At 53.5% G+C, this 13491-nt stretch carries 7 protein-coding genes and 1 riboswitch; of the genes, 3 read left to right on the top strand and 4 right to left on the bottom strand.

The window, feature by feature from the left end; all coding sequences use genetic code 11:
* Positions 1-703 precede the first annotated feature (703 nt).
* Both J8Z22_RS13620 and J8Z22_RS13615 read left to right on the top strand, forming a co-directional pair.
* Positions 704-1141: a hypothetical protein gene (locus J8Z22_RS13620; protein WP_252006792.1), complete on the top strand. Its 438-nt coding sequence runs from the start codon at positions 704-706 to the stop codon at positions 1139-1141.
* Positions 1142-1571: 430 nt separating this feature from the next.
* Complete coding sequence (locus J8Z22_RS13615; protein WP_252006791.1) at positions 1572-2276, top strand: hypothetical protein; 705 nt, start codon at positions 1572-1574, stop codon at positions 2274-2276.
* An 890-nt stretch (positions 2277-3166) separates the two neighbouring features.
* On the opposite strand, the gene J8Z22_RS13610 is transcribed toward J8Z22_RS13615, so the two are convergent.
* The gene (locus J8Z22_RS13610) at positions 3167-4009 is read right to left on the bottom strand and encodes a zinc-dependent peptidase (protein ID WP_252006790.1); all 843 of its coding nucleotides are present in this window, start codon (positions 4007-4009) and stop codon (positions 3167-3169) included.
* 143 nt (positions 4010-4152) lie between these two features.
* Positions 4153-8265, bottom strand: coding sequence for a hypothetical protein (locus J8Z22_RS13605; RefSeq protein ID WP_252006789.1), 4113 nt, complete (start codon positions 8263-8265; stop codon positions 4153-4155).
* A gap of 114 nt (positions 8266-8379) precedes the next feature.
* Positions 8380-8464: riboswitch (cyclic di-GMP riboswitch) on the bottom strand.
* A 428-nt stretch (positions 8465-8892) separates the two neighbouring features.
* Here J8Z22_RS13605 and J8Z22_RS13600 point away from each other — a divergent pair.
* Complete coding sequence (locus tag J8Z22_RS13600) at positions 8893-10422, top strand: haloacid dehalogenase-like hydrolase (protein ID WP_252006788.1); 1530 nt, start codon at positions 8893-8895, stop codon at positions 10420-10422.
* Here the strand turns inward: J8Z22_RS13600 and J8Z22_RS13595 are convergent.
* Positions 10392-11657 carry a glycosyltransferase gene (locus tag J8Z22_RS13595; RefSeq protein WP_252006787.1) on the bottom strand — a complete coding sequence of 422 codons (1266 nt, stop codon included), beginning with the start codon at positions 11655-11657 and terminating at the stop codon, positions 10392-10394. The two genes, J8Z22_RS13600 and J8Z22_RS13595, sit on opposite strands and share 31 nt — an antisense overlap.
* Complete coding sequence (locus tag J8Z22_RS13590) at positions 11654-13486, bottom strand: WecB/TagA/CpsF family glycosyltransferase (RefSeq protein WP_252006786.1); 1833 nt, start codon at positions 13484-13486, stop codon at positions 11654-11656. The genes J8Z22_RS13595 and J8Z22_RS13590 overlap by 4 nt, the downstream gene beginning before the upstream one ends.
* Positions 13487-13491: the final 5 nt, after the last annotated feature.

Here is a 13491-nt window from a genome sequence, read left to right as displayed (position 1 = left end):
CCGGAGGTTGTCAATTGGGCACTGCAGAGTGTCAGACTGTATGCTTATGACCGATATGTTTTTCGCTACATCATGCAATAAGGCGCCCGCCTAAAATTGAAAGCTATTTAGTCATTAGTTAGAGAGCCTTTGTCACTGGATGACCAGTGCCCCGTACAAAAGGACTGTTTACTGATTTGACATGAAACTAAAATTGTTTGCTTTGCAGCCTTTATCGAACTGAATAAAAATACACAAAAGATCATTCCGTTATGCAATTGGATTCCCTTGAAATTTGAAGGAAGTAATTTAATTCATTTTATAATGATGAATTGTTTACTTTGGATATACATTGCTGTCAGGTTCGATGAGTTAGAGGGTCGAACGATATTCCGTTGAATGTGATTTGGTTTTTATTGATATCGATGGACGATTTTCGAATGCCTAAATGTGTGACCTATATATCAATTTTATCTTTGCTCCTTTAGCCTAAAATCCTTAATATCACAATATACATGCGCTCGAGGGTAGGATTCGCTCGTAAACTTCATTCATCCTCGTGTTTTGCTTGAGTTGGACTTGACCTTTGTACGATGTATGGTGACAGAGAACTTATAGAAACACCCATCTTATGGTCCTTGTAAATCAATACCTTACTGAGCGTGTTAGGATGGGTGTCTTGATAAGGGCGATCTAAACGTGGCGAAATAGAAGGTGACACGGAGTGAAATTAATTCAGTTTAGTGGCCAGTATGGAGGTGGTGATTCCTCAAAAAAAATAGCACCACTTCAAAGAGAACTTAATGCGATCTTTTTCGGCAATACGAAAGATGGTGCTGGCCGTTGTTTTGATTCATTGGAGCATTTATCAATAATTTTTAGAGTTAGTGGTCCAGTAAGAGACTTTGGATTTGATGGACCAGAGAGGTTAAAAAAGGTCAGAGACAAAGCCATTTATACAATTGATTTTACGATACCTGAGGATCGATGGATTAATGCTAGTAACGCTGAATTAAGATTGTTCTTGGTTGAGGGGATAAGAGATTGCTTTGATATATTGTATAAGAAAATTGAGTCTAAAGAGAAAAACAAATTATCTCTTATTCAAAATAGCTTTGATCAGGGCGTGGATGCCTTCTTAAAAAACAATTTGAAAATATAACTATAACTCGGATGCTCATTTTTCACCAGCTAACACAGCCGAGAGTGTAAATAAATCTATGTAAATACCGTATAATTAGGATACACGGACACCAAATTTAGTAGCACTTTAGTTGTACGAAAAATGGTGTTTATAGATGTAGTAGCTCAGACTGTCACCTGCCGGTTACCCGCTTTTCTCGATGAAACTGTCAGGCCAAAATCAGCTCAGCGACTTCTCCAGCCAAGCCGATTTTCCATCAAGCAAAGTGGCCATTGGTAATGGTTGCAAAGACACCTGGTTGCAAAGACACCCATCTTATGGTCTTTGTAAATCAATACCTTATTGAACGTGTTAGGATGGGGGGCTTGATAAAGTCCTGATGCATCAAGCTTAATTAAATGCGGAAGACAGCAAGGAATTGCTGTTATTGTTAAAGAGTTCTAATAATATGCAAAGAGTTGAATTTATATATAGGCTGGGAGGGCAAGGAGTAACTTCAATTTGGGCTTCTATCTCTAAGCTTCTAGAGAGAATGACAAGCATTGACAGCCTGTTTTTTTATGGAGTTCAAGTTAGTTTGGAAACCATAGGTGGTAAACTTGCTGGCAGAGATTCTTTTAATGTTTCTTGTGGTAACTTAACCTTTCATGTGGTAACTGTTGCCAATTATGATCATGTTTTGTTTCAAGTTGAATCTCAAGAAGATGATATAGATTGGTCCAGTTGGATTGATGAGTTCATAGGTTTAAAAGGGTTTGTCCAAGCATGGATTGTTGATGTTGAATATGACTACTGGCAAAACGCGAGTGATCCCCTTGAATATAAGTCGACAGGTAAGAGTTACGAAGGACTTCCAATGAAATCAAATGGTCTACCACCACCATTAGAACAACTAGAAATAGATACAAGTAAAAATGTAGGCTTGCGTTTGATTTGTGACGGCTATGTTGCTTCTATTGGTGCTAAAATGTGGTTTTCTGATTGGTTTTTATCCAAAATAAACCGTAAAATTGAAAACATTATTGAAGCGTCAGGTGGCACGGTGGAGTTGCTGGATAATGGGGTTTACAAATTAGAAATGCTTGCTGATGTCTTTGAAAGTGACAATACTATAGACCAGCAAATTAAACTACGCAATGCGCTCTACAATTAGCTAATTAAACTCGCTATTCATCTGAGTAATACCTGCGATTCCCGGTGGTGACGATGACCCTAGCCCTGTCTCGGAGCGCACTATTGAAGTAGGAATCAGCACGGTTGTCAGGAGTTCGGAGATTATGCTGGCATTTTTAAGTGCCCGGAAGTAGGTGGTCAGGTATTGAGGTTATAGTGACATCCATCTTATGGTTTTTTAAATCAATATCTTACTGAGCATGTTAGGATGGCTATCCTTATAAGACCATTGGGGTAAATTATATTCAAATCGGACCTCCTGGCGGAGTTGTATTTTTTGTTTTATCTCGTTCTGGTTACAGAGATACTCTTCATATTTTTCTTATAAATAAATAGCTTATTTGGTGTGTTGGGTCGGGTGCCTTGATAAGGCCTCGCTTAGTGATCTGCCGCCTAGCTTAGGTTTGTTTGTCAGTAACCGAGTTGTTGGCGTTTGACTGGCAAGGTGGTTGGTGGAGGTCTGTACCAGCGGCTTGAGAGCGCGGTGGCCGCGTTAGGGTTGCGGCCACTGACTATCAGGCACAATTTTCTTCTTCTTGGGGCGCCCATTGCTGTTGTCGGTGGCGACGCTGATGTTTTGCTTTGGGTGAGCGCAATGAGTCGTCATCGTCCCACTTCATTCGATTACGTTTCTTCTCTGCAGGTTTAAACCATTCATTTGGTAGCTGTTTCATAAGGGTTCCAGACTGTTTGTTTGCGCGTTTATTGTCGTTCTTCGGTGAGCGAAACCAAATGAAATTGTTTTTATCGAAACCATAAAGGGTTTTTGTTTAGTCGTCGGGAGCCTATGCCTGAATAGGTTCAAAAAATGGGTGGCAGGTTAAGGGAGCAGGTGGCTGGTTAATGGCGCAATGGCGCGTTCATGACTGTCTAGGTATGGAGGTGGGGCAGGGGTTGCCACTGCGGCGCCCGGGCTATGGGGTCTTGTTGCAGGAATTTGCGTAGCAGTTGGTACAGCGACGGGTAGGCCAGGTTCAGGGCGATGGGGTCGGCGAAAAACGCTTCCATGCAGACAGCGAAGAACTCGGCCTGGTTTTCGGCGCCATAGGGGTCGATCCAGATCCTGTCCCAGGCCAGCATGGCTTCTGTTGTGCCGGCGTCCAGAAGGTGCGCCTGGCTGACTTGGCGGCTTTGGTCGGCGTACGCTTGCGGGAATACCTGCAGCCAGTCGGACTGCAGCGCTGCAGGCAGCGCCGGCAGGCCATCGGCGATGCCGCCGTTGGCCATATCCAACTTGTGTGCCAACTCGTGAATCACTAGGTTATAGCCATTCCATTGGCGGCTGTCGGCCAGTTTCGACAGCGACAGCAGTACCGGCCCTTGCTCCCAGGCTTCACCGGCGAGCTCCTCTCTCCCTTGATGTTCTACGCCGTTGTCGTCCATGAACGGCTGGTCGGTGACAAACTCTTCAGGATAGATAAGCAGTTCGTGGAACACGCCATAGGCCTCCAGGCCCAGGTTTAGCACCGGCAGGGCCGCCATCAGGGCGATGTCGATGCAATGATCGTCGGTTAATTCGGTGCCCATGACCGGGGTAAACCGCTTGTGGTGCAAGAAGCACCAGCCCAGTTCCAGCAGCCGGGTTTGTTCATCCTGGGTTAGGCCATCGAGAATGGGCAGGGCATTCAGGTTCTGCTGCCAGCGTGCCCGCCGCTCGCTGTCGAAGCGGGCCAGTAGCCGTTGGCGGCGCCAATTGGAGAAAAAGGTAAACATGTCCACAGCTTAGCGCGGTGGTGGGGAAATGGGAATGGCGGCAGCCGCGATGCTACCGCTGAGGGTTGAAGAGGCGATAGCGGTACTGTGGCCACTGGCCGAATCGAGAATAAAAAGGGCGGCCTAGTGGCCGCCCTGTAAGGTTATTGCTGCTGTTTCCAGTACAGGCTTTCTGCCCAGGCCAGGAAGGGCCGTGACCAGGTCGGCTGGCCGTACTGACGAAGCACGTGGGTGTTGATGTCCACGACTCGTGAGTCGAACTGCTGTAAATCAGACCAGTCGTAGCCGGTGGCCACTTGATCCCAGCGGCTGCTGATGCCATTGCCCTCGACGTCGTAGTGCAGCATGGCGGGTGCCATAAAGACTTTGTCAGTCAGGGTTTTAGCCAGACACTGCACTTCGCTGTCGTCGTTGGTGTAGCCCTCGTTGTGGGCGGTAACCACAAAGCCAACGTCCAGGTGAGCGTGGTTAACGTCTTCCAGCTTGTTGTTGCCACTGGTGTTGTAGGCGTAGTCCCAGCTGCAGCTGCCGTCGTTGTTGTAGCGCAGGTTATCGGTGAAGAAGCCCAGAATGTCGGTGACTTTCTGTGCCATGGCCGCATCGCCGCCCTGGGTCCACTTGTTCACATAGATCATGGCAATGCCCATGGTCATATTGTGGTTGTAGGGCAGGGGGTTGGAGTACAGGCCCGAGTCGCCGAATTCGCTGTTACTGACGTTGACGTAGAAGTAGGAGCCTTGAATGGCGCCGTTCTTGGTCTGGCTGTAAGACGATTCGTGGGTAGCAATGATCGCTTTCGTCAGCGCCAGGTACTGGTCGGCCTTGGCCATGTACGCGGTCTTATTGGCCGACTTGATGTAATCCACGGCGCGCATGATGGCGTTGAGGATCTGGCCGTCGGACAACACCTCGATGCGCCAGCCATCAAAGGGACGACGCCAACCCGCAGCCGCCATGGAGCGGTCGTTGAGGTAGGCCTTGGGGGCCATGCTGTAGGGCTGTCCACTCAGGTTCAGCTCATTACGATCCACGCGTTTGTCATCGGTGTAGTTGATCATGTGATCAATCAGTTCGATGGCGTAGTCGAGGTACTTGTCGTCGTTATAGGCCTTGGCCATGGTGACGTAAGCTCGCAACCAGTAGTGGCCTTCCCAGGCCAGTTGGCTCTGGTCGTTGCCGTTGGTGGAGTCCAGCAGCGGGTGAGCGTTGCCGTAGCTGCCTTCGAAGGCGGCGTCCCACTCAGCCTGGGAGGCGATCAGTGCCTTGGGGGTGACCACGTTGGTGTCGATGGTCAGCCAGTCATTGTTGCCCACATTGTACAGCTGGTTGTTGTCGCTGGGCTGGGCACCGGACTCGATGATCTGGTGCTGATCATTGAAGGTGTAGCCGCGAACCTGGTTGTCGTTACCCAGGTCGATCAGTGCCAGTGCCTGCAAAGTGGCGGCGCTGTAGTCATTGCCGAAGCGCAGGGCCTGGTCGTAGCTGATGGCGCTAATGGCACCACTGCTGATGCTGGCGCTGCTTTGACCATCGGAGGCGGTCAGGCGACCATTGCTGATGCTGACTTCGACGTAGCCGGTCTGGTTAAAGGCAAAGCGGTTTTCCAGTCGCACCTCGCTGCCGTTGAAGCGGGCAATCACCGAGCGATGAGAGACGGCGATAAAGCTGCTTTGATTGGCGGTACTGGCCACATAGGTCAGGGCATCCGGGTTGCTGTCCAGTGCCGAGAACCAGCCAATGATGCGGTGCTCAGACTGCGCCTTCCAAGGGGAAAACGTCAGGTATGCATTGCTGCCGTTGAAGCGAATGGCTCGAGCGTCGTTGCCCAGCAGCGGGCCTCCCTGAGGAGGGTCTACCGGGTCAACGGGATCGACCGGGTCCACCGGATCAACAGGGTCTACTGGATCAACCGGGTCTACCGGATCGACCGGGTCTACCGGATCAACGGGGTCCACCGGATCAACGGGGTCGACCGGGCCAGAGTCGGAGCCGTACACGGCGTCCCACTGGTCCTGAGGGAAGTGCTGGGGATCCGGGTTGGTGACGGTGTGCTGGGCTTGAACCCAGTCGCCACTATCGATCTGGTGCAGTTGATTGTGGCCGCTGTCTCCGCCCACTTCGACAATGCCGCGCTCAGGATCAAAGGCGTAGGAGCGCGAATTATTCGGGTTGGCGTAATCGATCAGGGTCAGTGCCTGCAGCGCGCCTTTGGAGTAGCCGTTGCCGCGGCGGTACAGCCAGTCAAAGCTGACCGAGGTCGGGTCGATGCTGCTGGCGTTCACCGAGCCGGAATTGGTGCCGTCGAAGGCGGTCAGCTTGCCGTGCTCAACGGTGACTTCCAGGTAATGGCTGGCGGCAAAATCAAACTTGCCCCAGACACCAGGATAGTCACTGCCCCACTTGCCCTGCACGTTGTGATGGGTAAAGCCGATGAAGTCGGAAGTTTGAGACGAGCTCATCAAGGTGGTTCGGTTACCGGCGTCCGCGTCGACCTCGGCCAGCCAGGCGATGACCTTGAATTTGCCTTGCGGTTTCCACGGGGCAATTTGGGCGTAGCTGCCGTTGCCGTCAAAACGCACGGCCTGGTTGCTGACAGGATCGACGGGGTCTACAGGATCGACGGGGTCTACTGGGTCTACTGGGTCGACAGGGTCTACTGGGTCGACAGGGTCTACCGGATCGACTGGGTCAACGGGGTCAACGGGGTCTACTGGGTCGACGGGGTCTACCGGGTCTACCGGGTCCACAGGCGCATCGGTGCCAAATACGGCATTCCATTCGTCGTCACTGAAGACGCTGCTGTCCGGGTTGGTGATAACGTGGACACCCTGGCCATAATCGCTGCTGTCGATGCCGAACAGCTTGGTGGCACCGCTGCTGTCGCCGACTTCCACCAGCCCTTGATCCGGGCTGACGCCATAGGCTCGTGAGTTGCTGCTATTGGCCAGGTCCATCAGAACCAGGCCTTGCAGGCCGGCCTGAGAAAAGTCGCTGCTGCCCCGACGGAACAACAGATCATATCCCACAGAGCTGGGGTTAATGGCGCTGTTGTAGACCGATTGAGTGATGCGACCATCGCTGATGGTCATGCTGCCGTAATCGACAGTGATGTCGACCAGGCCACTGGCATTAAAATCAAATTTGCCCCACACCCCAGGGTACTGGTTGTCCCAGTGGCCCTGAACCGCAGAGTGGGTGAAAGACAGAAATTCGGTAGTGTCAGACGCACTCATCAGGATGTTGCGCTGATCTGGAGCTGCGTCCATGCCGGTCAGGTAGGCGAGCACGCGGAATTTGCCTTGTGGCTGCCAGGGGGCAATTTCGGCGTAGCTGTTGCTGCCGTTAAAATTGACGGCGTAGCTTTGCGCTGGGTCAACGGGGTCAACGGGGTCAACGGGGTCAACGGGGTCAACGGGGTCAACGGGGTCAACAGGGTCAACGGGGTCAACGGGGTCGACAGGGTCAACCGGGTCGACAGGGTCAACCGGGTCGACAGGGTCAACCGGGTCAACCGGGTCGACAGGATCCACCGGCGCATTACCAAAGGCGGCATTCCACTGAGCGTCATCGAAGTGATCGGGTGCCGGGTTTTCAATGCTGTGAGGTCCGGTAAACCATGCATTCTTAGACAGTTTTTTCAATGCCGAGGACGAGGCGCTGCCGCCGACTTCGACCATGCCTCGGCTGCTGTCGAAGGCATAAGCGCGGGAGTTGCCGGCATTGCCGAGATCGATCAGAGCCAGGCCTTGAATGCCGCCTTCTGAGTAATCGGTTTTACCGCGGCGAAACAACCACTGATAGTCAACGGAGGTCGGATCGATGGCACTGTTCTGAACCGAACGGGTGACCTGACCATCGGTGGCAGTCAGTTTGCCCTGTTGGACTTCAATTTCAATATAGCGGGTGTCATTGAACTGAAACTGGCCCCAGATCCCCGGATACTGGGATCCCCATTTACCCTGTACATTTCGGTGGGTAAAAGAGAGAAAATCTGTGGATTGGGGTTCACTCAGGAGAATTGTTCTGTTTTCTGAGTTGGAATCAACCTGGCCTAACCAGGCAATGACCTTGAAGTGACCGCTGGGTTTCCAGGAGTCAAATTCGGCGTAAGCGTTTTTTCCGTTGAACGCAACGGCATTGGAAGCTTGGCCGCCAAAGCTGAAAGAAATTAGAATAACGGATAGAAATATCAGGAATGGCGATCGTCGCTCCTGCTTTCTCCAAATTGATCCCAAAAAGTGATGCCGATGGTTCATGAAAAGCCTCATAAATCGGCAGACAATCTCGGCCCTGCTGTGGCGTTGTTTTATAGTGCATTATTAAACCCTCAATTATTTCATAGAGTTAATGCGAACAGTTCACCACTGACATGAGGTAATCCCGCTATCATTGGCCGAAGCCTTTAGACCGGAGATATTGCGTCCTTAACTTTCGTTAAGTTTGCCTTTGTCTGCTGTCGTAGTTCAAATTACATTGGTTAACACAACATTAACCTTGTTGACTCGGCGCAGTCTTGAATAAGCTGAGCCCGCGGCAAGAATGCCCAATGGTTGATCATAAAACAACCGATCTTTTTTATATTCAGCGGCCATTGGTTGTCATTTCGATATTATGTACTGCTAAAACAGCAACATCCTCAAAGGTTATTTTTTTGATATTTGCTATGCCACTTTCAGTTTCTGTGAGCCATGTTCAATTGCTGTTGCTCATTATTTAAACGATGATAATTTCTCTAAAAAAGCCCTTTTATTTTTCTGCTGACCGTGTCAGGTAGGCCGTTTACGGATCTGACGTGGCTAAGGTGACCACGCCCCTCTACACTTACAGGTATTCTTTTGGCTGTTTTCGGCCCGGAATTCATTGGATTGCAGGGATCAATCAGGATGACTAAGGATGTTACGAATAATCAGGTGCTGGGGTTGGATGAGTTTCGGGAGAAGAAGCGCAGCGGAGAAGACTACCGCCAGACCCCGGAGCAGGCTTTGCAGAATCTGGCCCAGCTTCCTGATTCAACGCCGTTGCTGGTGGACTTCGATGACACGCTGTGGCTGCGTAACAGCACCGAGCTGTTTCTTGCCTCGGTGGCGCCGAAACTGCTGATTTCGATTGTCCTGCAACTGCTGGATCTGCTGAGGCCCTGGCGTTGGATTGGAGGCCAGGAACAGCGTCATTACCGGGACCTGATTCGCATCAAGGTGGTGCTGTTTGTGGCGCCGTGGGCTAAAAGACAGTGGCAGAAACAGGCGGCCGAAGTCGGTGGTCGCTACCTCAACAGGGAGCTGTACGACCTGCTGCTCAGTCGCGACAATCCCATCTACCTGTTGAGTTATGGCTTCGATTTCATTCTGGCGCCGCTGTTGGATGCCATGGGCTGCGAGTGGCCTTTGGTGGTGTCCTCGAAACTGGGGTCGGCCATCGAGTTGCGCATTAAAGGTAAGGGGGCGATGGCCATCGAAGCCCTCGGTCGGGAAACGGTGCGGCGCAGTGCTTGCGTTACCGACAGCCTGCTGGATCGCGATCTGCTGGAGAGCTGTTCCGTCGGCATTTGGGTGCAGTGGCCAGAGTCGGTGGCGCAGAGGGCGGGGCTGGACCCCATGCTGCCGTTCGTGTACCTCAAAAAAGTGAAACGGCCCACTGAAAGCTATTTCACTCGGGCGATACTGGGGCATGACTACCTGACCCTGCTGCTGGTGTTCGCCATCGCCAATCCTTATCCCTGGCAGACCGCGGCGTGCTTACTGGGTTTTGTCCTGGCCTATTTTTGTGCCTATGAAGTGGGGTACTTTGAGAACGACCGCCTGGGGCTGCGCTACGAAGACAAGCCCAAGGTCAGTGACAACTACCGTTTGCTGGCGGGCGGGTTTCGGCCCTGGTTTGCCTGGATGTGGGCACTGGTCCTGGCGGTGTTCCCGGCTTGGCTGGCGGCTCAGGGAAGCAGTTGGTTGCCTGAGGCGTTTGCGCTGCAAGGGGCACAGGCGACCCTGCTGGTATGGGCCGTGTTTGTGGCCTTTTTAGTGGTGGTCCGGTGTGTGTTTGCCTGGTTTAATCGCATCAGGGAGACCGGCAGGGTGGTGCCGATGCTGATACTGCAACTGGCCAGAACGGCCGGGTACCTGGTGCTGTTCTCCACCTCCATCGTCGGAGTGCTGTTCTGTGTGTCTCATGGTTTGGCTAAGTGGATTCCCTACGTGGTGTATCGCTTTGGTGGCTCCCGTAAAGGGATGCCCAATCACTTGTTCAATCTGTTGATTTTGGTTTTGCTTTTGGGCGCCGTGGCGATCAGCGGCGGCTTAAGCTGGCAGCAGCTCACTCAATGGCATGCCTTGGTCATCCTGGCTTATGCCGGTTTGCGGGCGGCCAAAGACCTGTTTGGGTTCCGCGCTCACTTAAGCCGCCTTGGCTCCGGAGACTGACTGGCGCTTCGGGGACCGTCATCGCGGTCCTGTGGCCGCGGCGCCAGCAATTGGAATTGTTGGTTGTAGGCATCGATGTACCGGTCTCGTGAGAATCGGCAGACGATGTGTTGATGGTTGGCCAGCAGCCATTGACGAAAGCCATGCTGGTTGCGCAGCAGGGAATCGAGCGCGGTGCGGATCGCTTCGACGTCGAGTGGGTCGGCCATCACTCGGGCGGGAATGTCATCAAGGAAGCCATCGATGCCGGTATTGGTGGAATGCAGAATCGGCACCCCGCTGAGTAGCGCCTCGACGTAGACCATGCCAAAGGTCTCATTGACGCTGGGCATGACCATGCCGGCGTATTGCGGCAATCGGTTCAGCAGCTCGGCGTTGGACAGTCCACCGACCAGGGTAACCCGATCCTGCATCTTCATCTGTGTCAGCAGCGCTTCGACGGCGCGCCGGGATTTGTCGGTGCCGCTGCCAATGACGTCGAGCTTCAGCTTGGGGTAGTCTGCTAGCAAGGCCTGCATGGCCTGCAGCAGTTTATTCAGCCCCTTTTTCTGGTACACGTTCAGGTCGATGATGCTAACCAGGTGGTCCTCGGTAAATTCCGAACTGGTCTGCCACTGTTTGTCGGCGACAAAATTCGGCAGCAGGGATTGCTTGTCGGAGTCCAGGGAAAAGCGGCTGTTTAGCAAGGGTTTGAACCAGGCTGAGACGTAGTAGATGTGGGCCGCATCCTGCAGCTGGCGTCGAAAGAAGGGATCGTAGTAGGGTTTGAAGCGCAGAATCTTGGCTTCGGCTTCTCCCCGGACCGACAGCGCCAGCGGGCACTGTCGCCAGCGGGCCAGCCACCAGCCGGCGATGCCTTCGAAACTGAATTTATGGGCGTGAACCAGATCGACCCGAATCCCCTCTTTGGCAAGCAGACGACGAATGCGCCAGGCGACCAGCGTCATGCTGGCGAACAGGCCGATTCCCAGAGGCAGTCCCCAATAGCGCATCGAGGTGACTCTGTTGTCTCCTTCGCCATCACCAGCCAGCGCATTGCATTTAAACGGGTTGGCGGTTCTGCGCAGGGCGATGACCCGATAATCCACCTGCGGGTTGGCCTGAATGAAATGGCGTACCGCCGGCGTGTTGTCCGGCCGGTTGCGTGACGGGTACTCCACCGCCAGATGCAATACACACCGCCGAGTGGCAGAGTGCAGCCGCTGCTGATTCAGCTGAGAGGGAGCTTGGGTCACGATTGATCTCCCAGGGCGTTGTACAGAAAGGTCAAGTTACCAAGCAGGTAGCGTTTCCACATTCGCTTGGGCTCGTGCACCAGTCGGTAGATCCACTCGCTGCGCAGTGCCCGAACCCAATTTGGGGCTCGGTTTACCTTGCCGGCGGTGAAGTCAAACAGTGCGCCGACGCCGATACCAATGGTCGCCCCGCACTGGGGCAGGTATTGGTGCAGCCAGCGTTCCTGCAGTGGATTGCCCATGGCGACAATCACCACGTTGGCGCCGCTGCGCCGAATCTGCTCGCACACCCGTTGATGATCCGCTTGCTCAAGAAAGCCGTGGTGATAGCCGACCCACTGATGCTGGGGGAAGCGCTGCTGCCACAAATCGAAGCAGCGACTGACGCTGTCTTCACTGGCGCCCAGCAGAAAGACTTTGAGCCGATGGCGACTGCGGGTAAAGAAGCGGGGGGTAAAGTCGGTGCCGTTGAGGTTCTCGGCAAATCCCCGGCCATACTTCAGTTTACTGGCCAGGTCGACACCCAAACCGTCGTTGACCACCAGGCACTGGTTGAGGATGTCGCGGTATCCGGCGTCTTTGTGGGCCAGGTTTATGGTGTGGGCGTTGGCGTAGGCCATGGTCAGGCGCTGGTCGTCGTCGATGGCCTGATCCAGTTGCGCGACGATGGCCTCGCCGCTGCGGCTGTCCATTCTGACCCCCTGAATGATGCGCTGCTCGGCGCCGACAATGGGGCTGTAGGCGTTGATAAATTGTCGGGCCACCTGGGGCCAGGCATAGCGGCTGGCCGCCTGCATGGCGCGCTGCCGCAGGGGTTCATAGTCGTCGGCAGTCTGATTCAGGTAGGTGTGAATTCGCTGCGCCGCTTCATCGGCGGCATCGAAATTGACCAACAGTCCCAGCTGAGCTCGCTCAATGATGCGCTGGAAGCTGGGGATGGGCGAGGCGATGGGCAGCAGGCCGGCGGCCATCCCTTCAATCAGCGTCATGCCAAAGCCTTCGTAATCGGAGGCGCTGATGATGTAGCTGTGACGTCCTACCTGTTGCCGTACCTGGTGGTCTTCCAGGCCGGTGAGTATCTGCACCGACTCGCCCAGCGCCAGGTGTTCAATCTGTTGCCTGAGGATCGCCTCGTTGCCGTCCCAGTCTTTGCCGATGATGGTCAGTTTGATCTGTGGCAGTAACAGCCGCAGTCGCGCCAGGGTCAGCAGCAGTTTGTCCAATCGCTTATTGTCTGAAAACCGACCGATAAACAGCAGCGCTGGCTGGGGTGTCGGACTGCCGGCGTCGGCAAATTTAGTAATGTCGACGCCATTCTCAATCAGGGTTAAATGGCGGCTGCACAGAGGGCGGAAAAGCTCGAAGTCGTTGTTGCTGCAAGCAAAAATCTGTTTGTAGCCTTTGACCGCCAGCCGACTGATGGTGGCAAAATAGAGGCGCTTGAGGGAGGCGGCGAACTCGGTATGGAAGAAGCCGCCGTGGGTCGACAGCACCAGCGGCTTTCGGTGAGCCCAGCGAAAAAACGAGAGAAAATCGGCGAAAAAATCGACCCCGTGAACGTGGATCAGATCATAACCGGCCAGGTGCTTGAGCACTGACGGGGCGATGGGGTATTTGTAGCTGCCAACATAGCCGATGCGGTGCACCGGAATGCCGTCGACGGTTTCGGAATCGGCCAGGTGGGGCTGACGGCAGTGAAACAGCCGGTTGAGCGTCAGCACCTGTGCGTCGATCCCCTGATGGCGCTGCTCTTTCACCAGTGACTGAACAAAATTTTCCAGGCCGCCCATGGCGGGATGAAACTGGCGGACGATGTGCAGCACTCGCATTGCGA

Source organism: Ferrimonas sp. SCSIO 43195 (assembly GCF_023716685.1).
Taxonomy (GTDB): Bacteria; Pseudomonadota; Gammaproteobacteria; order Enterobacterales; family Shewanellaceae; genus Ferrimonas; species Ferrimonas kyonanensis.
Note: the sequence above shows the minus strand (reverse complement) of the source record. Positions and strands in the feature narration are given on the sequence as shown.